Genomic DNA, 21,098 nt, shown 5'->3' with positions numbered 1-21,098 from the left:
AAAGGTTCAACTTATGACAAACCCACAAATTGCAAACGCTACTTACTCGCCCGAAGATAACAAAATTCGCCTTTACCCGGCGGAGCGTCTGGACGCGGGAACTTTTGAAAAGGTCAAGGCCGCCGGGTTCAAATGGGCACCGAAACAAGGGCTATTCGTTGCCCCGAAATGGTCCCCGCGCCGGGAAGATTTGGCGATTGAACTGGCCGGGGAAATTGGGGCGGAGCAAATGACCCTTGCCGAACGGGCGCAAGCCAAGGCGGAGCGGCTGGAAACCCTAGCCGGGAAGCGTGCCGACGACGCAAACGCGTATCAGCGCCGGGCGCGCGAATTGTCCGAACAATTCGGCAACGGGCAACCGATCCTAGCGGGCCATCACTCGGAGCGGAAAGCCCTCAAGGCGCAGGAAAAGGCGGAATCGGCGCAGGCAAACGCGGTCAAGGCGCATGATTTGGCGGGTTATTGGCTTTACCGCGCGACGGGAGTCGAGCGTCACGCGAATTACAAAAATGACCCCCGGACGCGGGCGCGTCGGATCAAAACACTTTTGGCCGAATTGCGCGACTTTCAGCGCCGCCTAAACGAGGCGCACAAGGCCCTTTCGATTTGGGAAGCCATGACGACTCCCGAACAAATTAGAATTGTGGTCGGGTCGGGAATCGCGGCCTATGGCCTTTGGTCCCGCGTGAATGGCGGCGAGATTACACCCGAGGCGGCGCGGGCGGAGGATATGGCCGGAAAACGGGCGACTATTTCAAGCCCGATCATCGCCCGGTATATCGCGCACACCTTGAACCGTTTGGCATATGAAACGGAACTTTTAGGCGACGTCCCCCGTTTTGGCGGCGATTTGACCCCGGTTATTATTCAACAATTCTTGCGGGAACACGGCGCGGACAAACCGGCGGCAAAGAAAGTTGATTGCGGTCTGTTCGCGGTTGAATGCGACGCGCCCTTGCCCGTGCATATCGGGGACGGTTCAACCGCCGAAATGTCCGGGGACGAATGGCGCGACCTGATGCAAGAATGCGGCTTTGTCCCGCCTGCCAAAAAGCCCGCGAAACCGCCGATTTTGAACTTGGAGTCCCCGACTGGAGTTATTCACGTTCAAAGCCGGGCAACGTATCGCGGCGCGGAGTCGGTGGATGTTTTGCCGGTCGTGGGGATTAGCAAAGCGGACTATTCGGCAATCGGTTCGGACTATCGCGGGACTCGCCTTTCCGCTTGCGGTCAATTCCGGGTCCGCGTCACGTTGAACCCGACCCACACCGGCCCGGCTTATAAGCGCGGTTGGGCGGTTGTTTTCATCGAAAACCAAAAGAAACACCCCGCGCCGGAAAGCGCCCGTTTCGACGCGCTGGAGCCGGTGGAATGAACCGCCCGGCCATGTATACCCGCCCGAACAAACCGCTTTCGATTCCGGTGAAAAACCGGCGGGACCCGGCCCCCTTCCAGCCCGTCGAATTGGTGCAACCTGTGATCGTTGACGCGGCCACAGAATGCCACACAACGCCCGACTCCGTGGCGCGACGTATGGTCGAGTATTTAGGGCCGCAAGGCGACTATTTGACGTTGGAACCAAGCGCGGGGACGGGCCAATTAATCCGGGCTTTGCTGGCGTCGGGCCATAGCGGCAATGAGTTAACAATGGTTGAACGCCATATCGGGCTTTGCGGCCACCTCTACCGCTACGGGCCGGTGATAAACCGCTGTTTTCTGGAGTATGCGGCGGAGGTCAAAGGCGCGGCGGCGTTCCCGCGAATTATCATGAATCCGCCGTTTCGCAAGGTCCGGGCGCATGTGGCGGCGGCGGAGTCTTTATTGGGCCGGGGCGGTCATGCGGAACCCGCGACTCTGGTGGCGCTGGTGCCCGTGACGTTCAAACATGACCGCGCGGAGACGCTGGAGGAACTGCCCCCGGATACGTTCCCCACGGCGCGCGTTTTCACAAAAATTATTCGCATTGAAAGCGCCTGAATCCGGGCGCGACAGAAAGAGTCCAGGGTGATTTTTCGCCCCTTGAAAACAAAGGATAAATCCCAAATGAGCAACATTCACTTTGCCTTAACTGATCATAAGGGCGGCGGCATGGCCGCGCGGTTTTACGCAAACGGCGTCCGGGTTTCGCGGGAACGTTTCGGAGCAATCAAGCGGGCGGCGTTTGGTCCCGGCGGGCGCATGGACTGTTTTGCCACGTCTGGGCGCGCACTGCCCGGCGGCAAAACGCGGCGCACAAATCATTCAAGCGCGACCGTGCCAAGCTGGTTTGAATCAGTTTACGGGGAGGGCGCATAATGCCGGAATTTGTTTTGCCCTTGGACAGCATCGACTCACATGAATGGTTTGACGGACTCCCGGACATTGCGCGCGGGTACATTGAGGCGGCTTTTTTCTGCGGCGTGTCGGTTGTGGTCCCGGACCCGGACGGCGAAACCGAACTGGCGGACGGGGCGCGCGGACGTTGTGAAGAACTGGACGGAGTCGGCCCGGCCAATCTGGACGCGGAAAGCCGCGCCGGGCTGGAGGCGCAAGCCGTCCGTTTCTGGATCGCGAACGCGGCAACGGTTGCCGAAGTGACGACAGGCGGCGCGTATGACTTGGAACAGGCGGGGCGCGACTTTTGGTTTACCCGTAACGGGCACGGGGTCGGGTTTTGGTGCCGTGACATAGGGGACGCGGGCGACGCGTTAACAGAGGCTTGCGACTGGCGCGGCGATTTTGGCGAGGTCGATCTATACGCGGAGCCGGTGGACGGGGAGTCCGTCGATCTGGAGGCGCTGGAGGCTGGCGCGTGGCGCGTGATGCTGGACCGGGCCGTGTCGCCGCTAACGGACGCGGAACGGGCGACTCTGGCGGCGCTGGAGGCTGGCGCGACGGGCGGCGCACCTGTTGAGGCTTTGAGCGAGGTCGGGGGACGCTATGGCGCGCCTATGGGGCGGCGGTCTGACGTGCTGGACGCGGCGGAACCTGTCACCGTGCGCCGGGTGACACTGGACGCGGGCGGATACGACTCCGGCGGCGCATATTGGGGGACGGGGACTCCGCTATGGCGGGCGGTCGCGGCGGACGGCGCGGCGGCATATGTCCGGGCGGATACCCGGGCGGACGCAATAGCACAAATCAATCAAGGGGAGGCGGCATAGTGTTCGGTTATCACATAGGGCGGAGCGCGTTTAACGGGCGGTTCTACCTGCAACACGCGGGCAATTCGGTCCCGGTCAAAACGCTTAAACAGGCTTGGGAAATCGCGGAGCAATGGGACCGGGACGGAATCCCCAAGCCGGAGCCGGTCCAATGAAACGGGACTCCTACGCGGACAAATTCCGGGCGGACGCTTTCACGTTCTTAAGCATGGCCGCGCGGTCGGAACGGGACAGAGACAGAGAGTCGGCGCAAGCGTGGCGCAACCGCGCGGCGTACCTGTTAAGGGCGGCGGTATGATGGCGGAACATGAATTGGCCCCCACGGGGCGGCGGGTACGCGTGCAAGTGTCGGGGCAATGGTTGGCCGGGGACTTGCTGGAGCAAGTGACGCCTAAAACCTTGCTGCCCCAATACTTCGCGCAACTGGACTCCGGGGAAATCCGGGACTTGAGAAACGACGTTTACACGGGGGCGGAACAATGACGCGCGACCGGCACAACAGGCGACACGAAACCACGGGCGCGCCCTTGCCCCTATCGGCGCGCGCATGGCTGGCGATGGTAGAGGCGCGCAACGGCAAGCGCCGGGGCGGTGGATCATAGCCGCGTGGACTCTGATTTGCGCCGGGCTTGCGCTGGCGTCCGGGAACATTGGCGCGGCGCTGACAATCGGACTCGTTTGGTTGGTAGGGTCCGCTATGCTGGCGTGACAAAGCCAAACCGTTAAGCGGACGTAATGCAGACCGGCCTAGGGCTAACGACTCTAGGCGTGATGGTCCGGGCGCTTGCCCCGATCTGACGCAACAACAACAAACCGAACTAACGGGAAGCCCGGCCAGCGCGCCGGGCTTTTCTTTTTGCGCGCCGTGTGACCCGAGGGGACCGCGTGCGCGCGGCTGGCGCAAATCGGTTGCCGCCCGCGCCGGGCAGTTTCCGCGCCGCGCTTACCGCGTGGCGGACAGGGTGCAACCGCCGAATCATACTGCATAACTTTGACCGGGTGGACGTGCTGCCCGGTACTATTGGGCAAGCGCGGCGGCGCGTATTGCCTGCACACCTGTGGCCGGGTGGACCTGTGGCCGGGGCAGTCAACGGACGCGCGAACATTCAACACATCAACCACGGACTCGCGCGGTCCGACTCACCCGGGAATCAGCGGGTCCCTCCTGCCCGATTCGGGCTTCCACGGGGGGCGCGGAGCGCGTTATTCGACAATTTTGCACAGACCCTATAGAGCATCCTTCGGGTTTTCCTGAAAATGGGGCCATTTGGACCCGTATTAACTTGAATTTTATGATATTTGGGGCCATTTGGACCCATTCAATGTGCAATTCTGCACGAGAGGAATCCGTACCCCCGTGTTCGGGGGTTAAATCAGGGGTTCCCCGCCGGGTCGGGCACCCTGGCCCCGATCACCCGAATTTTTTTTGGCCGCGATCTCCGGCGGCCCGCCCTGGGGACCCAGCCTGTTTGCGGTGCGCCCGGGGGCAGGGATTCCCGTTTCGGGGGCGGATTCAGCCGGTTTTCGGGGCCGATCCAGTGATCCAGGACGATCCAGCAGTCATTCGCGCTCCTGGATCGGGTTTCGGCCTTATTTCTAAGGCGCTGATCCAGTGATCCAGCAGTAAACCTTATATAGGTTATATTAAAAAGGGATATATAGGGTAGCCACCCGGTAGCCACCCGGTAAGCACGCCGGGCACCCGCGTAGGCCCGCGAAATAGGGGTATATCCCCAAATATGGGGTAACAATGGGGTTTTCTCCAGGATCACTGGATCAACCGGCATGTAAGCCTTTGATATACAGAGACAAAAGGCTGATCCAGCACGTCGCGACCCCTCTTGGATCACCCGGCGAAAGTTCCCGGTTTGCGCGCCGGTTCGCCCTGTTTTGCCGATTTCCACCGCTGCGAGAACGTCGAAACCGAGTTTTCCACCGCTGCGAGAACGTCAAAACTGAGTTTTCTACGGTTCTGTGAAACAAAAACGGGCGACGATTTCCCCTCTTTTTCTGTCATCCAAAAAGCGAAAAACCCGGCGCAAGGCCAGGTTTCTCTCGTTGCGTGAACGCGTCGGATTCGGACTCAGGTCAGCCCAGGAGATCGTCTACTTCGTGGTCCTCGTGGTTCTCCGCAGGCACCCAAAGCGGGCCATCCTCGTCGCGCACGAACCAGACCGTTTGGTTGGAGCCGTGGCGGCGGACCTTGCCGACCTCAGACCATCCAGGGACCAGTTTCAGCGCCTTCCCGAAAACCGCAGTTGAGGAGTTCCGGTACGCCTGTACGACCGGCTCATCGCGCAGAGCCTCGAACGCCTCTTTCGGCGTCACCATGTTGCGGACCATCGGCGTCACGTCGCCTTCGTACCCCGCGAGGGTCATGCCGTCTTTGTCCACAAGAGCGTCCTCCGCCGGGACAGGCGTATCCAGCCAATCCCGGACGATCTCGGACACGTTTTCGGCTGCCGTGCGCTTGCGGCTGCCTTCCGCGATTTGGTTGGCCTCCAGAATGACATCGTGGTCTTGAAGATCGAGCCATAGGTCGCCGTGGGCCTTCTCCTGGCGCATGGTCTTGTACGCGTACATGGCCTCGCCCCAGAGCGCCCAGAGATTGCGTTCCAGCTTGGCGGTGTCGATAGGGTTGAAGCGCGAAAGCAACGTCCGCCAGACCCAATAACGGCGAGTCGATGTCGGATCGGTCAGGTAGTCGTCCTCGTTCGAGGTGCCCACCCAAATCGACTGGCGCGGAAACTCTTTCTCCCGTTTGGCGTAGGCCAGGCGGTGAACGTCCCGAGACGACGAAAGCTGCATCTTGAGCGTGTTGGAGTCGGCCTTCTTGGCTGCCGCCATCTCGGCCATCTCGACAGCCCAATTGCCGCGCAGGTTCTCGATTACCCGGTCGGTCTTATCCAGGTCACACTTGAGTTCGGTCGTGAACCCACCGAACAGGATGTCCCAGAAGGTCGATTTCCGAGAGCCGGTCGGGCCTTCGATGATCGGCATGACATCGAACTTGCACCCAGGCTCATAGATACGCGCCACGGCGGCGATCAGGAGCATCCGGGAACTTTCCCGGTGGAAGGGTGTATCCGGGCAGCCGAGGTAGTCGATAGCCAGACGCTCGATGTTGCCCGTAGGCGCGTTCTTCGACCGCCACTTGGCCTCGCAAGCCTCTAGGAAGTCTTTGACCGGGTGGATCGGATTGTTCATGCCCTGGTTCAGTACCGCCGTCTCGATGTGCGTCCGGGCGATGTCCACCTCGTAGCCGCCGCGCTCTGCGTTGGCCGAGAGGATGATCTGGATCGACATGTCGTCAGCGTCCTCCCAGCCCCGCCCCGTCTTGCGGTCTCGCTTCGCGACGTTTTTGGAGGGAGTCTCGATCTTGGGCGCGCGGATCGGCTTGAAGCAAACCGGGTCCAACGTGAACTCGTTGTACCCGATGGAGTCCTTGGCGCGCCGGTCATTGGAGACGATCAACGTGGCGTTGTTCAAAACCGGCTCCAGATCACCGTTGGCCTTGCGTCGAAAGTTGGCCGTCCAGGTGTGGTCGGGCTTGTCCTTCTTCGGCCTCTCGACCGGCTCGTCGTCATCGTCCAGGTCATCGAGCTTGTTGCCGAGATCGCCGTCGTCCTCGCCCCCGGGTTCCGGGCCGAGGAGATCGTCGTCATCGTCCTGGCGCGGTTGCGGGGCCGGGCGCTCGTCCTCGTCCTCGTCCGCGTCGTCGTCCGCTAGGTCGTCCAGGGTGTCATCGAACCCGGAGTACATGTCCGCGATCACGCGAGCGTCTTTTCGCGCGAAGTCCATCATCGCCTTGAACGACGGCATGTTGCCGGGCGAGACGTTGTGGTGCGCGTCGGAGTCCAGGTGGCCGAACATGTGCAGGCGGCAGAGGTCAAAGGCATTACACGTCGTCACCGGGTCCGAGCCGTGGTTCGAGTGCAGGAATTTGCCGTCCTCGTAAACCACCGCGCCGCTCGACGCCGTGCCTTGCAGATAGGTGTAGCGTTCCTCGCCGCTTTCGGTATCGACCGGCGAGTAGACTTCGGGCAGAAATTCCTGGATCACCTCTTGGACGGTATAGGCACGGTTGAACGCCCCCATCTCGCCCGGCTTCTCGTAGGGGTCCTCCATCCGCCGGTTCGGGTCGATCTTGCCGTTCTTTCGCTCCTCGGTCTGGTAGGGCAGGTTCTCGAAGTTTTCCCAATCGGGGTTCTCCGCCAGGAAGGCGTCCACGTCCAAGATCGGCGCGTCGTTGCGGTCGGCCCAGAACTCTTGCCCCTGCGAAATCGACGGCCAGAACATCGTCTGGTTGCCCCGGAACGACACGAGGTCGGGAATCTCGATAGCTTCCTCGGGGTCGTCGGCCAGCGTGAGCGCCAGAAGCCGGAAAACCGCGTGGGCTTCGTCGGGCTGCATCGGACGGCTGGTGGGAATCACCATGCGGACGCGCGGCGACTCGGGCGTATGGCTCCGGGTGGTGTGCATAAACCAGGCGTAGTCGGCGATGCCCACGAAGCCCTGCCGGATGTCGTCCAACTGCTCGTGGGTCACGTAGTCCAAGTCATAGACGATCAGCGTCTTTTCACGTAGATCAGCGATGGCGCGGCGGTTGCCCTTATACCGGGAAGGTGTCCAGGAACCGGGCGCGCGCTTTTTCTCCAGCTTCGCGTCCTGGTCTAGAGCCTCGTACTGCGCGTAAGTGACAGAAGTGTCCACCATCGGGGCGGACAACTTCCGAATCATCTTCCTGAAAATCCACCGCACGTTTTCGATTCGGCCCAGGCCCTTGCCTTTGCCGAGCGCGAAAACAAACGTATGGCTATCCAAGTTCCGTTTGAGATCGGTCATCTATTTCTCCCCGAGACCCATGTTGCGTTTGGTGCGGAATCGGGGATCAGTTGTAGGTTTCGTATTCGGGTAGAACGAACTCTAGAAGATCGGACCAGGACAAGGATTGCTCGGGGTGGGCTTCTGCCGAAAACTTCAACAATTCCAGGGCTACGGGGGTCTTCAACATGCCTTCGGGAAAGCCTTTGGCCTCGCTCCCGCGTACAGCGCGGTATAGGGTTTCATGGGCCAGTCCGCAGTCACGCGCCAACCCAGGCACGTCGAGTACGCCTTGGGTGGAGCGGTGGTCGGGAAAGTAGACTTCGAGCGTGTCGTAGAGTTTCCCGAAGGTATAAGGGCGGCGTTTTCTGTTTTTCGTTTCGCTCGACATTTTTCACCTCAAAGCAAATAGATTCGCTTTTGGTGGTATCATGTTTTGCCCAAAAGGGGAAAGTTCACTTTACGGTTGATTTTGAGGCGGGAGAACAGATAGGAGTGTAGCCATTGGAAGAATCGCCAACCAAAAAACCTTCAGGAGCAAGAACCCCATGAGCCTAGAACAAGCCCTCGCTGAACTGACCGAGGCGGTCAAAGAAAACACCGCTCAACACGCAGCGTTTGCGGAAGTCGCCAAGAAAGTAGCCACAGGCAAATCGTCCGGTGAGAAAGCGGCGGACACCGCAGAATCCGACGCGGAGAAGGCCAAGGCCGACGCCGCCGCGAAGAAAAAGGCCGACGCCGCCGCGAAGCGTAAAGCCGCCGCTGCGAAGAAAAAGGCGGAAGCCGAGGCCAAGGCCCAAGAAGAATCCGAGGCCGACGTCGTAACCGAGATCAGCGTTGTCGATCTCCGCGCCCTCGCCAAAGAGTTCATGTCGTCGGACGAAGCCGAGGAACGCGATGCCGCAAAGGCCCGTTTTGGCAGCGCCCTCGAACACCTTGGCGCGGAGAAGTTGTCCGAGGTGGACACGGACGAAGATCGCGCCAAGCTGGCGACCTATATCAAAGCATGGCAGGCGGGCGAGGAGGACGACGACTCGGCCTTCTTCGAAGCGCTTGACGAGAAAGTGGGCGGCGGGTCTGACGACGACATGCTCGACTGATCCTCCACGGATGCTGGTCGCCAACACTCAGCATCGACCCAGACGCGGGAGAGGGAGCGCCCTTCAACCCGGCTCCTTTCCCGCGTCGTAACTGTCCACCAAAAGCGAAAGTTTCACCTTTGATTGAACTTCTCGACACAAATCCGAAAACCCGTTTAGGCCAAGCCAAGCCCGGCATTTCGTCAATACCACCCATCGCCCTCCTCCACTGCGGTCGCGGCATGGACGACGGCAAAGAGAAATATGGTTTAATGAACTGGCGCGAGCATGAAGTCTCCGCCTCCGTCTACTACAACGCCGCATTCCGCCACATAGCGGCCTGGTACGAAGGGGAGCAGAACGCCCCCGACTCCGGCGTCCACCATCTCGGTCATGTGATGGCCTGTTGCGCGATCCTCCTGGACGCAGAGGCCCAGGGCAAGCTGAACGACGACCGCCCCGCGACCCCCGGAAACTTCGGCGACGTGGTTGCGGCCATGACCCGCCCGTTCGATGACCCGGAAGTGCCCACAGACTTCGCCGCGTTCGAGGCGTACTGTCGCGCCGACGTTGACGCCGCCCTGGGTCTGTCCGAGGACCCCCCGGCGATGAGTATCCTCAACGGCCAAACCGAGAAAGAGATGGTTTTGAAGTCGGACATCGCCGAGGGCGACTATGCCTGCGTGGTCCAGGAATACCTGTTCGATTGCCCCCGCGAGCGGGTCCAGGAACGCCGTGCCCGTTTTGATATGTTCCGCGCTCACGTTGGGACCGACGTAAGGGCGTGGCCTGACCAGATGCAGCGGACCCGGATCGTCTTTTTCATTGAAGTGGATTCCGTGCTTTCGGGTCTATCGTTGCCCGAGTTGGACGACCTGTTCGAACACCTGGCGCGCGAAGAAAGCGAGCGCCAGTAACCCATGCCTGCCGCTCACGCAACCCTCGGCCCTTCGTCGGCTTCGCGCTGGCTCCGGTGCCCCGGCTCCGTCAAAATGTCTGACGGAGTCGCGGAGGATCGGTCCAGTGTCTTTGCCGCCGAAGGGACGGTGGCGCACCATGTCCGTGAGTGCGTCCTGATGTTCGGTTTCGAACTGGAGGAGTTCGTGGGCATGGACATCACGGCGGACGGTTTCACGTTCACCGTGGACGACGAGATGATCGAACATCTCCGCCCAGGGATCGAGTGGATTGAGGACCGGCCCGGTCGCCTTGTCAACGAGTACCGCGTGACCTTCGACCGCTGGCTCCCGGGCCAGTTTGGGACTCTCGACGTGGGTCTGGTTGCGCCCGATCTCATCACGATCAACGATTTGAAATACGGGGCAGGGGTTCCGGTATCCCCAGAGCGCAATGAACAACTAATGACCTACGCTCTGGGGTTCTGGGACAACGTAGCCCAACACGAGACCCACGCAGACCAGTTCCTCCTGGTAATCGACCAGCCGAGGGCCATTGGTGGGGGTGGCGAATGGCGCGTGGGTCTCGAAGAACTGCTGGAATTTGGTGAGCGCCTTAAGCGCGGCTACGCCACGATCTACGACCTGTCGGAGCCGATCCCGGACTACAAGGAAGGCTCGCCCCCGTTCCTGGAGGATGCGATCCTGGCGGCTGGCGAGAAACAATGCCGGTTCTGCAAGGCCAAGGATTTCTGCCCCGAGTACGCCCGGTTCTGCCTCGACCAGATGGACGCCATCCTGGACGATTTGGACGGTGACGAACTGACCCTGGCGGACGCCGACCTGTTTTCCTCCGAGCGCCGCGCGACGGTGGCCGAGAACGCCGACCTTATCAAAAAGTGGGTCGATGCCGTTCACGCCCGCGTCCTGTCCGACGCGATCAGAGGGTTTCCGACTCCCGGCCTGAAAGCCGTCAAGGGACGCCGGGGCAAGAAGACCTGGTTGAAACCTGCAAAGGCCAAAAAGTTTCTCCTGAAAAACGCGGATAAGAGCAAGATCATGTCCGCCCCGCAGATCATCTCTCCGACACAAGCGGAGGGTGTGATCCCCAAGTCCCGACTGGCGGCCATGAAAAGCCTCTGGAGTCAGGCCGAGGGGAAACCCGTTCTCGTTCACGAGGACGACCCGAAACCCGCAATCAACCACTCTGCCGTGTTGGACGATCTCGATGACGAGGACGAACTGGCGGCGTTGCTTGACTGAGGGCGGAGGAGCAAACGCGAAAACGAGAAAACGCGAAAACGTAAACCGATATTCACCCAAAAGGTGAAATAACTAAGAAGGAAATGCCATGACTGATGCGCGGGAAGTTTACCTGAAAGGCGTCCGCCTTTCGTACCCCCACCTCTGGGAAAAGCAAAAAGCCAACGAGGACGCGAAACCTAAATTCTCGGCGGCGTTTTTGATCGACCCCACCACAAAAGTCGGCAAGCGCAACATCAAACTTGTCAAAGCCGCGATTGCGGAAGCTGAGACACAGAAATGGAAAAAGACCGGCTTTAAGTACAAGCAAGACCGCGTGTGCTTCTTCGACGGCAACGACGTGACCGACGACGAAGGCACCATCAAAGACGGCTACGAAGACATGATGGTCATCAAAGGGTCGAACGAGCGCCCGCTGGACCTCCGCAACCGCAACAAGTCGCGCGCCGAGAAGGACAGCGACCCGTTCTATGGGGGCTGCTATGTCGAGGCGATCCTGCGCCTGTATGGCACTGAGGCGGGCGGCTCGAAAGGCGTGTTCGCTTCGCTCGAACTGGTTCGCTTCCTCGAAAAAGGCGACCCGTTTGGCGCGCCCCCTGTCGATGACTCGATCTTGGATGACTACGACGACATCGAAGACGACGAAGACGACGACGACGACATGCTCGGTTGATCTGATTTTCACCCGAAAGGTGAAAATCAGAGGGCAGTAGGCGGGTTTGGACACCCCGCTTAGAGGACCGCGCCGGTTTCTCGGATTTCTCGGCGCGGTCCACCAGACAGGAGAGCTACCTTGAGTTTCATTCCACGCCACGAGCAGTTCCTAGCGCGATACGTTGAGAAGATCGCCGAGACTCAGGTTGCGCCTCCCCACCGACGTCTATTCCACCTGGACTACGAGACGTACTCCGAGGCGAATCTCCCCAAGACCGGCGGCTCCAGGTACGCGCGCGACCCGTCAACCGAAATTCTGATGCTTGCCTACGGATGGTCCGAGGGCGAGATCAAACAGTGGGTCCCGTCATCCGGCGAGCCGATGCCCGAGGACCTGAAAGCCGCGCTTCGTGACCCGTTCGTCACCTTGGCGGCTTGGAACGCGCCGTTCGAGATGGCGATCACCGAACACGTGCTGGGCTGGCATATCCCCGTCGAGCGTTGGCTGGACGTCATGGCGTTGGCCTTTTCACTGTCGCTGCCGGGCAAGCTGTCCAAGTGCGGCGAAGTCATCGGCCTGCCCGAGGACAAGCGGAAGCTGGCGCGCGGCACAGCCCTGATTACTCGCTTCTGCAAGCCCCGGAAGCCCACCAAGAACAAACCTTGGACCCGCGCGACGCCGGAGACGGACCCCGACGAATGGCGCGAGTTTCTTGAGTACAACATCCAGGACGTTGAGGCCGAGCGCCAGATTTACCGCCGCCTGAAACGGTATCAGATGCCGGATCACGAGTGGCGTCTGTGGCACCTGGATCAGAAGATCAATAACGCGGGAATCCCGATCAATCTGAACGCCGTCAAAAAGGCTCAACAGATCGCGGCGGCCACCATCGCTAAGGACCTCGCCGAAATGCGCGAGTTAACCGGCTTGGCGAACCCGAACTCGAACGTCCAAATCCTGCCCTGGCTCCGCGAGGCCGGGTATCCGTACATGGACTTGAAGAAAGGCCACGTCGAGCGCGCCCACGCCCAGGTTCAAGAGGAGCGGGAGAACGGCATCGCCGATCTGCTCGGCGTGAACCCCGACCTGGAGCGCGTCCTGGAACTGCGCCTGCGGGTGTCCAAGGCCAGCGTCAAAAAGCTGCCCGCGCTACTCATGGCGACCGACGAGGACGGCGGCCTGCGGGGCTGCCACCAGTTCGCCGGAGCCGGGCGCACATGGCGCTGGTCTGGCCGTCGCTTCCAGCCGCAAAACCTCCCGAAGCCTTCGAAGGGGATGGAGAAGTTCATCATGTCGATGGCTCCGACCCACGATGAGGCGGGCAACGAACTGGACAGTCTGGACCGCGCCAAAATCGGGTACAGCCTCCTCTGCCAAGACCTAGAGGGCCTGTCCATCGGCGAGTTCTGGGCCAAGTACGAGGACCCAGACGAGCCGGGCGTCAACACGATGGAAGCCCTGACGGCAGCCATCCGCCCGTTGGTTCAGGGCGGTCCCGGTCGACTCCTGGTGGATGCCGACCTCTCGGCCATCGAAAACGTGGTTCTGGGGTGGCTCGCCCGTGATGACAAGATTCTGCGCGTTTTCCGTGAGGGCCTGGACCCGTACATCGACTTCGCGACCGAGATGTTCAAAATGTCCTACGCCGACATCAAGGTAGAGGTGGACTCCGGGAACAAGAGCAAGCGGACCACCGCAAAACCGGGCGTTCTGGGCTGCGGCTACATGCTCGGCAAGGGCGAACCGCGCGAGAACAAACAGACAGGCGAGATCGAGGCATCCGGCCTCCTAGGTTATGCCTGGAACATGGGCGTCGCGCTGACCCCCGAGATGTCCGCGCTATCGGTCGAAACCTTCCGGGCCAAGTTTCACAAGGTCAAGTCGTTCTGGTACGACCTGGAGGGCGCGGTCAAGCGGGTCATCCAGACCTCGAAACCTGAACGCGTAGGGTATCTCTACATCGACATGAAGGGTCCGTTCATGCGGATCAAGCTGCCCAGCGGTCGGTATCTCCACTATATGCGCCCCAAACTGGTGAAGCGTAAAATGCCCTGGGGCAAGATCAAACTCCAGGTCACGTATCAGAACATGGAGAACGGCCAATGGCGGCGCGTCTCCACCCACCCCGGCAAGCTGACGGAGAACGTCACGCAGGCTGTGGCGCGAGACATCCTGGCCTTCGGGATGACGCTTTCCGACGACGCCGGAATCGACATCCGTATGCACGTCCACGACCAAATCATCGCCGTAGCGGACGCCCATGTGGCCGACCGCCAGAAGGACCAGATGATCGACCTGATGACCACGCTGCCGCCCTGGGCGGACGACAAGATGCCGCTTAAGGCAGCCGGTCACACCACCCCCGTATTCATCAAAGACTAGGAGAGAAGAATGCCGAAAGCACCGGACACAGACGTCTTGCAGGCGTTAGCCACGCTGGAGTTTGCCGCAGAATTTTCAGTAAACGACCCCGATGCCGGGCGCGCGGAGCAGCAAGCGCTCGTCACTTTCCGCCGGTTGGCGAGTGAGGCGGGGTATGAAGTACCGACGGACTTTGACGGGCAAAAGCACCTTCGCGAATTTGGGGAGGATTAAGCGATGCTCTTTCGACACAAGAAACGCGGCTCCGTCTACCGGCTTATCAATATCGCTGTTCAGGAGTCAGACATGTCCGCCGTGGCAGTCTACTCGGACACCGAGTCCGGGCTGTTGTGGACCCGCCCGGCAGAGGAGTTCTTCGACGGACGGTTCGAGGTGGTGCTGTCCCGCGAGACGGGTGGGAACCCTGCGGCACGGGAGTGGATGCAATGAGCCGCCCCCCGGAAGACCAGCCTAGCATCTGGCTCAAGCAAGTGCCGCTAAACCGCAGGGGTGACGAGGGCGTCTGGCGGCAGCATCTCTTGGAGAACCATACGCCCGTCGCCAGGTCTCGGGAGCGCCCGAGGGCGGATGTCGATGCAGTGACGCTCCAGGACCTCCGAGTAGCGGCCACAAACGTGCTGCGCAAGCACGGCGATCAGTTCGACCCGGAGTTCAAAGCCCTGCACGACGCGATCCTCGGGATGGATGATCGGGCTAGGCAAGAGTGGCGCGATAGATGACGAGGTGCGACATGACCCGCAGAGAAACCTACATCGAGCAACAGGTTTGCAAGTACGCGACCGGGCGCGGTTGGAGGCAACGCAAAATGGAGTTCGTCGGTCGGCGGGGCTGCCCGGATCGCTGGTTCATGCGAGGCGAAGCGCAACTCATCATCATCGAGTTCAAGGACAAAAACGGCGCGCTCTCGCCCCACCAACGGCGCGAGGTCAACTGGCTCCTGACCCACGGGTTCAACGTCCACGTAATCGATTCAATCGAGGACGGCTGCGCGGTCTTTGACGCCTGGGACCAACAACCTGAACCCTCGGCTGGAGGTGCGGCGCATGGCGACACGGAACGGGCCGATTGGTCCCACCCGACTTCCCGCGCCTCGGATCGTAAGGCGTCGCGTTGACTTGTGAAGCCCAAGATAGCCTGGAGTGCCTGTACCGGCGGGTGTTCATGCCCGGCGAGTCCCACAACACACCGAGGGGCCGCGCAGACGGCGACGCGGCGCTGGTCGCTATCTACCAGTTGTTTCTGGTGCAGGAAGAAGGCGCGGCGGCGCGGGGGGCTTCGCAAGGCCCCCGGGGAATGTCGAACCTGCGCCCGTATCAGCGCGAACTGGCGGAGTCCCTGTTTGCCGACTTCGGCGACAAGCCGGGCGCGCTCCTAGCCGTCGAGATGTCGCTGGGCAAGACTGTGCTCACGGCCACAGCCGCCCGGTGGCTTCTCGACTGCTTCCTAGTGCGAAAGGTCCTAATCATAGCGCCGCTCCGCGTGGCGCAAAAGACGTGGCCCGACGAGTTCGCGGAGTGGAAACACCTGACGCCTTTGCATTGGAAGACACTCAGCGGCAAGATCGGCCAGAAAGTGACTCCGAAACAACGAATTGCGTGGCTGCGCGAGTTCCTAGACGACCCCAGATCAGAGGTCTTGATCGTCAACCGCGAGAATGTCGCATGGCTCTACAACACGCTGACTGAGTGGGGCGTCACCTGGCCCTTCGAGGGCCTGATCTACGACGAGTCCTCCCGGCTGAAAGAGGGCAAGAAACGGACGGGTAACAAGAACCTGTCCGAGTTCGGCGCGCTAGTGAAAGCCCGCAAGCACATGTCATGGATCGTGGAATTGACGGGGACGCCCGCCCCGAACGGCGTGGCGGACCTTTGGGGGCAGATCAGCTTGATCGACTTGGGTGAACGCCTCGGGACCACTAAGACCGCGTTCCTGAATCGGTGGTTCAACTCTTTCCAAGTCGGCGGTCACTTTGCGGCTCGGAAGTACGCGCCCAAGCCGGGGGCAGAGGAGGACATCCTGTCCCGGATCGAAGACATCACCTACAGCCTCAAAGCGAAAGATTACGTGGACCTTCCGCCTGTGGTCCCGTCCGAACGCTGGGTGGACCTGACGGCAACGCAGTTGAAAGCCTACCGCCGGTTCGAGCGCGAACTGGCCCTGGAGGAACACGACATCGAGGCGGCGAATCGCGGCGTCCTGACGATGAAGCTGCTCCAGTACGCCAACGGCTCAGTCTACCGCCAGGACCCGAACGACGAGGAAGCGCCCAGGGAGACGATCCCGATCCACGACCACAAGCTGTTCGCTCTGGAGAGTATCGTCCACGAGATAGGCAACGAGAGCCTTCTGGTGGCCTATTCGTTCGAGTTCGACCTAGAGCGGATCAAGCGCAAATTCCCGTATGCCCGCGAGGCGACTGAGGAGGGAGTTTTGGACGCCTGGAACCGGGGTGAGGTGCGGATGCTCCTCGCGCACCCGGCCAGCATCGGCCACGGCATGAACCTACAATTCGGCGGGCACCATTGCTGTTGGTATGGCTTGACGGCCAGCCTCGAACTTTACCAACAGTTCAACGCCCGATTGCCTCGCCCGGGTCAGGAGTCCGAGCGGGTGTTCTTGCACCACATCCTGACTCGCGGAACCTTCGATGAGCGGCTGCTTACGGTCCTCCAAGATAAGGACGCCACCCAAGAGAGGATCACCGACGCCGTTAAGTGGCACTTGTCGGAGCGGGAGTGAGCAAAGAGGAAGATTCACCTCTGAACAATAAAATTTACCAAAAGTAAAATTTTTCGAGTCTGTTGGGGCTGCCACAGTATGTTGGGTGGCGGGTCTTTGCGCAGGCTACATCTGCGTGAAATCGCGCCTTAATTTCGCCGCAATGCTCCGGCACCGAAGATCGCGACCCTTGACTTGACGCTAATTATTCCACATATGGGTGAAAGTTGATTGCGATACTTTCGGTTACGACACGGGGGTGTGGAGAAAAAAAAATTAGAGGGAGGTGCGGCTGCATGGCACAAGAGACAACATCGGAGTTCAGTTACAGGCTTCGTCAAGCTGTGGTGGGGCACCCCGCCGCGCCGCCTTCTCCGCATGGGCGGCAATCCTGGCTGAAAGACCGCCTCTCGAAAGAGGCGTCCCGCGAGGTCAGCGCGAACACGGTCCACAAGTGGATCAACGGCATGTCCCGCCCCCGACCTGACGCCATGCGCGACCTTGCGCGCGTCCTGAACGTAGACGAAGTTTGGCTGTCGCTCGGCAGACCGCCCGTGGTAACGCAGCCCGCGTCTGAAAAGCCCGAGACCCCGAGGGAGGCCGTGCCCTCGGACAACGCCACGCTCCTGTTGGCGGCGCTGATTGGGGTGCAAGGCGGCCATGTCACGTTCCCCGGCGTGGGAGAGTCCGATGTGTCGCTGTGGGCCAACATCAGCGGTCAGCGAGTGGGACTCATCGCGGTATCGCCGCGAGTGCAGGACGACAAGTTCAGCTTCATCGTCCCCGAACCCACCGGGTCAAACCGGGTGATCGCCGTGATCGAGCAGGACGTCCCCGGCGTTTCGCTGGCCGTAAACCTGCTCGACCTGACCAGTGTTCCGCGCGATAATCTGGGAGGGTTCTCCCTCGTTCAGGCGACGCGAACCCCGTCGGGCTTCGAGATCGCCAACATCAACACTACGTTCAAGCCCGCCCGAAACCTCGCCGACCTAGTTGCGAAGTAAGGCGTAAGTTACACCCACTTGGAAAAAGAGATGGGTGTAACTTCGGCATAGAACACGGTCAATTGGTGTAAGAAGGGTGTAACTACCGAATTAACCTATTGAAAATATTAACAAAGGGAATCCTCCCCAGAGCGCCATTTCACCTTCTTACCCTTTGTTTTCATTTAGTTTACCTCTCATTTTGTCGAACCATTATCAGTGGGTTCGTCAGTTTTTGAACCCGTTTCGTTCTGCCTGAGTTTCGCAAAGCCCTGATCTGCCATTAGCCCACGCCTTGCTTTGTCCGCGTAGATTTGGACCATTTGCGGTGAGCTGTGACCTGTCCAAGCCATGATTTCGCGTTCTGATGCGCCGGATTCGGCCAAGCGCGTGGCACAGGCTTTGCGCAACCCATGCGATGAGCAGGCTGCTAGGCCAGATGCACGTGTTTCACACGGGAGTGTGGAGAGCTATCGGCCCATTGCCTCCTTTGCGATGTTCGTCCGGCGCAGCAATGTGGTTTCTCTAGACCAGCCATTGGTGACGCTTACAGCATTTGGTGACTTTGAAACGTCGGTCGTTGGCTGTTTGCTGGCAACGCGGGTACACAGGGCATTCGTTGAACAGCCTCAACACGTGCTACTACAGTATTTTTCCGAAGGTCAATGGGATCATTGGGCAGTTTGTCTCAATACACCGTCTCATGATTTTCGCCGATCACAGCTATCTACATATGGCAAATTGATATACGAGTTATATGTGTGGAAGCTGAAAGGGCGTTTCAAGCAATGGAGTCAGAGATTGGGCGCTGGCTCTCAAGTCTAGAGATGCCGCAATATGTTAGTGCTTTCGAAGAAAACGACATCACATTATTGGACCTGCCAGACCTGACTGATGCAGATCTGAAAGACCTCGGTGTTGCGTCGATGGGGCACCGGAAAGCAATTTTGCGGGCGTCTAGTTCAGCAACCAACCCTCAAGACGGTTTCGCTGAGCATGCGGTTGAACTGAAAGCAACAGCAACAGCGAGCAAATTGGCGGTTTCGTCTGTTGCGGACAACCCAATCCATCGGCCCGGATCGGCGGAACGCCGTCAACTGACCGTTATGTTTGCGGATCTTGTTGGTTCGACGGAATTGGCCGGGGTACTTGATCCAGAGGATATGCGCGAAGCGATTACGCTTTATCAAGAGTGCGTTACGAAACATGTGAACGCCATTGAGGGCAATGTAGCCAAATACATGGGTGATGGTGTGCTTTGCTATTTTGGCTGGCCACAGGCTCACGAGGACGACCCTGAGCGCGCGGCGCGTGCTGCACTGAACATTATTTCTGATCTCGAATCCGCGTTTGCGTCGAATGGCGATCGAATGGAAGCGCGGATCGGTATCGCTACAGGTCTGGTCGTCGTCGGTGATCTGATCGGAGAAGGTGCATCACAGGAAGAGGCCGTAATTGGTGAGACACCCAATCTGGCCGCCAGATTGCAAGGTGTCGCGGAACCCGGTCAAGTTGTTGTGTCTGATACGACCCGGCATTTGCTCAGTCATTCGATTGAGGTGAAGCATCTGGGTCAAAGAGATCTCAAAGGGATCTCGCGACCCGTCGACGTATATGTCGTTCAAGGCGAGCACGATGCATCAACCATTGCCGGAGCCAATCTTTCGACGAGCTCGGCGCCGCTTGTCGGCCGGGAAACGGAACTTTCGCTTCTAATGGATAGGTGGAGTAATGCTGTTGAAGGCGAAGGGCAGGTTTTCGTTCTCTCCGGAGAAGCTGGCATTGGTAAAAGCCAGATAAGCGCTGCTTTTGTTAACAATCTTGAAGGGCAGCCACACAGAATACTGCAGTTCCAGTGTTCGCCATACTACGCGAACACCACATTTTACCCAGTAATAGGATATATTGAACGCTCAGCAGGCTTTTCACGGCACGACGCTAACGTAACGAAGCTGGATAAACTTGAGACGCTCCTCCAAACAGTGTTTGATGATACCGCTTCGGTTGTCGCTTTGTTTGCGGCAATGCTCTCGTTGCCGTTGGATAGATACCCTGCAATTGGGCTGGAACCTCTTAAACAAAGGGAAAAGACCATTGATGCCTTTGTTGATTTTCTCGCAGGGCAATCCAAGCAATCCCCTTTGCTTTTCTTGTTTGAAGACCTCCATTGGTGTGATGCCTCAACGCTTGATATGTTGGAAGCCGCTGTTCAACGGGTAGAAAACTTACCTGTCTTCCTGCTGATTACACATCGGCCAGAATTCGAGTCACCCTGGCAGAGCTTTGGCCACGTAACGCAATATAATCTCAACCGATTGCCCAAACGGCACAGTTTGTCGATCGTCGACGGCGTTACCAAAGGGAAAAAACTACCTCGCCAGATCGTCGACCAAATCCTTGAAAAAACGGATGGCATTCCCCTATTTGTCGAAGAGCTGACCAGAACCGTTCTGGACGCCGGTTTTTTGGTGGAGAATGATGGTGCCTATATTCTCGAAGGGCCGCTTCCGCCATTTGCGGTTCCGTCGTCTCTTCAAGATTCCTTGATGGCGAAACTCGATCGCCTTAGCCCACTCAAGGACGTCGCGCAGACTGGAGCAAGTATCGGTCGAGAATTTTCATTCGAACTACTTGCCTTCGTATCACCCCAGACCAATCAGGATCTGCAAAACTCTCTTCAAGAGCTTGTTCAAAATGAACTGATCAGTGTGCGTGGTACGCCACCAGACTCAATCTACACCTTCAAGCATGCACTCGTGCAGGACGCGGCTTATAGCAGTTTGCTGAAAAGCCGCCGTCAGCAGTTACACGCAAAAATCGCCAATGCGCTGACGGAACAATTTGCGACACAGGTTGAATTGCAGCCAGAGCTAGCAGCTCAGCACTTCTCGGCCGCTGGCCTCGTTGGTGATGCCGTTCCCCTCTGGCTTTCGGCTGGCCTTATCGCAATTTCCAAATCGGCAAACGAAGAGGCGATACATCACCTAACAAATGGCCTGAATTGTTTAGCGGCGACTGTTGAATGTCATTGATAACTGACCCGGTATTGTCACCGAGATTTGACCCGCTTTATTTATGTATCGGCGGCTATGCTTTGGTCAATATGGTGGCCTCCTTTGTGGTTTTCTTTGCAGCTTCTGAACTGGCCTTGAAGC

Annotated in this window: 20 protein-coding genes and 1 pseudogene; 18 read left to right on the top strand and 3 right to left on the bottom strand. The window is 59.3% G+C overall.

Going from position 1 to position 21,098, the window contains the following annotated elements; all coding sequences use genetic code 11:
* Positions 1 to 13: 13 nt before the first annotated feature.
* The 7 genes from ABJI08_RS18410 to ABJI08_RS18380 all read left to right on the top strand — a co-directional run bounded on the left by ABJI08_RS18410 (position 14) and on the right by ABJI08_RS18380 (position 5,209).
* Positions 14 to 1,375, top strand: a complete 1,362-nt coding sequence (locus ABJI08_RS18410) for a DUF3560 domain-containing protein (protein ID WP_348403321.1) — start codon at positions 14 to 16, stop codon at positions 1,373 to 1,375.
* A complete protein-coding gene (locus ABJI08_RS18405) occupies positions 1,372 to 1,977 on the top strand; it encodes a hypothetical protein (RefSeq protein WP_348403320.1) in 606 nt (201 codons plus the stop codon). The genes ABJI08_RS18410 and ABJI08_RS18405 overlap by 4 nt, the downstream gene beginning before the upstream one ends.
* A gap of 66 nt (positions 1,978 to 2,043) precedes the next feature.
* The gene (locus ABJI08_RS18400) at positions 2,044 to 2,295 is read left to right on the top strand and encodes a hypothetical protein (protein WP_348403319.1); all 252 of its coding nucleotides are present in this window, start codon (positions 2,044 to 2,046) and stop codon (positions 2,293 to 2,295) included.
* Complete coding sequence (locus ABJI08_RS18395) at positions 2,295 to 3,143, top strand: hypothetical protein (RefSeq protein WP_348403318.1); 849 nt, start codon at positions 2,295 to 2,297, stop codon at positions 3,141 to 3,143. The genes ABJI08_RS18400 and ABJI08_RS18395 overlap by 1 nt, the downstream gene beginning before the upstream one ends.
* A 255-nt stretch (positions 3,144 to 3,398) precedes the next feature.
* A complete protein-coding gene (locus tag ABJI08_RS18390) occupies positions 3,399 to 3,626 on the top strand; it encodes a hypothetical protein (RefSeq protein WP_348403317.1) in 228 nt (75 codons plus the stop codon).
* Positions 3,623 to 3,745 carry a hypothetical protein gene (locus ABJI08_RS18385; protein ID WP_348403316.1) on the top strand — a complete coding sequence of 41 codons (123 nt, stop codon included), beginning with the start codon at positions 3,623 to 3,625 and terminating at the stop codon, positions 3,743 to 3,745. Before ABJI08_RS18390 ends, ABJI08_RS18385 begins: the two co-directional genes overlap by 4 nt.
* Positions 3,746 to 4,984: 1,239 nt before the next feature.
* On the top strand, positions 4,985 to 5,209 hold the full coding sequence (locus ABJI08_RS18380) for a hypothetical protein (protein WP_348403315.1): 225 nt from the start codon (positions 4,985 to 4,987) through the stop codon (positions 5,207 to 5,209).
* Positions 5,210 to 5,231: 22 nt separating this feature from the next.
* Here the strand turns inward: ABJI08_RS18380 and ABJI08_RS18375 are convergent, their stop codons facing one another.
* Both ABJI08_RS18375 and ABJI08_RS18370 read right to left on the bottom strand, forming a co-directional pair.
* The gene (locus ABJI08_RS18375) at positions 5,232 to 7,988 is read right to left on the bottom strand and encodes a VapE domain-containing protein (protein ID WP_348403314.1); all 2,757 of its coding nucleotides are present in this window, start codon (positions 7,986 to 7,988) and stop codon (positions 5,232 to 5,234) included.
* A gap of 46 nt (positions 7,989 to 8,034) precedes the next feature.
* A complete protein-coding gene (locus tag ABJI08_RS18370; protein WP_348403313.1) occupies positions 8,035 to 8,358 on the bottom strand; it encodes a hypothetical protein in 324 nt (107 codons plus the stop codon).
* A gap of 157 nt (positions 8,359 to 8,515) precedes the next feature.
* On the opposite strand from ABJI08_RS18370, the gene ABJI08_RS18365 reads away from it, so the two are divergent.
* From ABJI08_RS18365 to ABJI08_RS18320, 10 genes are all read left to right on the top strand, one after another.
* On the top strand, positions 8,516 to 9,067 hold the full coding sequence (locus ABJI08_RS18365; RefSeq protein ID WP_348403312.1) for a hypothetical protein: 552 nt from the start codon (positions 8,516 to 8,518) through the stop codon (positions 9,065 to 9,067).
* Positions 9,068 to 9,186: 119 nt separating this feature from the next.
* A complete protein-coding gene (locus ABJI08_RS18360; RefSeq protein WP_348403311.1) occupies positions 9,187 to 9,963 on the top strand; it encodes a dATP/dGTP diphosphohydrolase domain-containing protein in 777 nt (258 codons plus the stop codon).
* A 3-nt stretch (positions 9,964 to 9,966) separates the two neighbouring features.
* On the top strand, positions 9,967 to 11,205 hold the full coding sequence (locus ABJI08_RS18355; protein ID WP_348403310.1) for a DUF2800 domain-containing protein: 1,239 nt from the start codon (positions 9,967 to 9,969) through the stop codon (positions 11,203 to 11,205).
* A gap of 88 nt (positions 11,206 to 11,293) precedes the next feature.
* Positions 11,294 to 11,878 (top strand): ssDNA-binding protein, encoded by a 585-nt coding sequence (locus ABJI08_RS18350; protein WP_348403309.1) that lies wholly within the window; start codon positions 11,294 to 11,296, stop codon positions 11,876 to 11,878.
* Positions 11,879 to 11,998: 120 nt separating this feature from the next.
* The gene (locus tag ABJI08_RS18345; RefSeq protein WP_348403308.1) at positions 11,999 to 14,242 is read left to right on the top strand and encodes a hypothetical protein; all 2,244 of its coding nucleotides are present in this window, start codon (positions 11,999 to 12,001) and stop codon (positions 14,240 to 14,242) included.
* 9 nt (positions 14,243 to 14,251) lie between these two features.
* A complete protein-coding gene (locus ABJI08_RS18340; protein ID WP_348403307.1) occupies positions 14,252 to 14,455 on the top strand; it encodes a hypothetical protein in 204 nt (67 codons plus the stop codon).
* A 3-nt stretch (positions 14,456 to 14,458) separates the two neighbouring features.
* Positions 14,459 to 14,671, top strand: a complete 213-nt coding sequence (locus ABJI08_RS18335; RefSeq protein ID WP_348403306.1) for a hypothetical protein — start codon at positions 14,459 to 14,461, stop codon at positions 14,669 to 14,671.
* A gap of 301 nt (positions 14,672 to 14,972) precedes the next feature.
* The gene (locus ABJI08_RS18330) at positions 14,973 to 15,356 is read left to right on the top strand and encodes a hypothetical protein (protein ID WP_348403305.1); all 384 of its coding nucleotides are present in this window, start codon (positions 14,973 to 14,975) and stop codon (positions 15,354 to 15,356) included.
* A gap of 47 nt (positions 15,357 to 15,403) precedes the next feature.
* Positions 15,404 to 16,981, top strand: a complete 1,578-nt coding sequence (locus tag ABJI08_RS18325) for an SNF2-related protein (protein ID WP_348403304.1) — start codon at positions 15,404 to 15,406, stop codon at positions 16,979 to 16,981.
* 275 nt (positions 16,982 to 17,256) lie between these two features.
* A complete protein-coding gene (locus tag ABJI08_RS18320; protein WP_348403303.1) occupies positions 17,257 to 17,964 on the top strand; it encodes a helix-turn-helix domain-containing protein in 708 nt (235 codons plus the stop codon).
* Positions 17,965 to 18,140: 176 nt separating this feature from the next.
* On the opposite strand, the pseudogene ABJI08_RS18315 reads toward ABJI08_RS18320, so the two are convergent.
* Positions 18,141 to 18,374: pseudogene (locus ABJI08_RS18315) on the bottom strand (site-specific integrase); the annotation flags it as partial.
* 330 nt (positions 18,375 to 18,704) lie between these two features.
* On the opposite strand from ABJI08_RS18315, the gene ABJI08_RS18310 reads away from it, so the two are divergent.
* Entirely contained in the window at positions 18,705 to 20,975 is a 2,271-nt protein-coding gene (locus ABJI08_RS18310) for an adenylate/guanylate cyclase domain-containing protein (protein ID WP_348403302.1), read from the top strand.
* The last annotated feature ends 123 nt before the right edge of the window (positions 20,976 to 21,098 follow it).

Source organism: Shimia sp., from assembly GCF_039969785.1.
Lineage (GTDB): Bacteria > Pseudomonadota > Alphaproteobacteria > Rhodobacterales > Rhodobacteraceae > Shimia.
The sequence above is the reverse complement of the archived record's forward strand: the minus strand, read 5'-3'. Positions and strand labels throughout refer to the sequence as shown.

What these genes read in the sequence shown, in the direction of transcription:
- ABJI08_RS18410 (WP_348403321.1), top strand. Translation starts at nt 14, where the DNA reads ATGACAAACCCACAAATTGCAAACGCTACTTACTCGCCCGAAGATAAC.
- ABJI08_RS18405 (WP_348403320.1), top strand. Translation starts at nt 1,372, where the DNA reads ATGAACCGCCCGGCCATGTATACCCGCCCGAACAAACCGCTTTCGATT.
- ABJI08_RS18400 (WP_348403319.1), top strand. Translation starts at nt 2,044, where the DNA reads ATGAGCAACATTCACTTTGCCTTAACTGATCATAAGGGCGGCGGCATG.
- ABJI08_RS18395 (WP_348403318.1), top strand. Translation starts at nt 2,295, where the DNA reads ATGCCGGAATTTGTTTTGCCCTTGGACAGCATCGACTCACATGAATGG.
- ABJI08_RS18385 (WP_348403316.1), top strand. Translation starts at nt 3,623, where the DNA reads ATGACGCGCGACCGGCACAACAGGCGACACGAAACCACGGGCGCGCCC.
- ABJI08_RS18375 (WP_348403314.1), bottom strand. Translation starts at nt 7,988, where the DNA reads ATGACCGATCTCAAACGGAACTTGGATAGCCATACGTTTGTTTTCGCG.
- ABJI08_RS18370 (WP_348403313.1), bottom strand. Translation starts at nt 8,358, where the DNA reads ATGTCGAGCGAAACGAAAAACAGAAAACGCCGCCCTTATACCTTCGGG.
- ABJI08_RS18365 (WP_348403312.1), top strand. Translation starts at nt 8,516, where the DNA reads ATGAGCCTAGAACAAGCCCTCGCTGAACTGACCGAGGCGGTCAAAGAA.
- ABJI08_RS18355 (WP_348403310.1), top strand. Translation starts at nt 9,967, where the DNA reads ATGCCTGCCGCTCACGCAACCCTCGGCCCTTCGTCGGCTTCGCGCTGG.
- ABJI08_RS18350 (WP_348403309.1), top strand. Translation starts at nt 11,294, where the DNA reads ATGACTGATGCGCGGGAAGTTTACCTGAAAGGCGTCCGCCTTTCGTAC.
- ABJI08_RS18340 (WP_348403307.1), top strand. Translation starts at nt 14,252, where the DNA reads ATGCCGAAAGCACCGGACACAGACGTCTTGCAGGCGTTAGCCACGCTG.
- ABJI08_RS18335 (WP_348403306.1), top strand. Translation starts at nt 14,459, where the DNA reads ATGCTCTTTCGACACAAGAAACGCGGCTCCGTCTACCGGCTTATCAAT.
- ABJI08_RS18330 (WP_348403305.1), top strand. Translation starts at nt 14,973, where the DNA reads ATGACCCGCAGAGAAACCTACATCGAGCAACAGGTTTGCAAGTACGCG.
- ABJI08_RS18325 (WP_348403304.1), top strand. Translation starts at nt 15,404, where the DNA reads ATGCCCGGCGAGTCCCACAACACACCGAGGGGCCGCGCAGACGGCGAC.
- ABJI08_RS18320 (WP_348403303.1), top strand. Translation starts at nt 17,257, where the DNA reads ATGGCACAAGAGACAACATCGGAGTTCAGTTACAGGCTTCGTCAAGCT.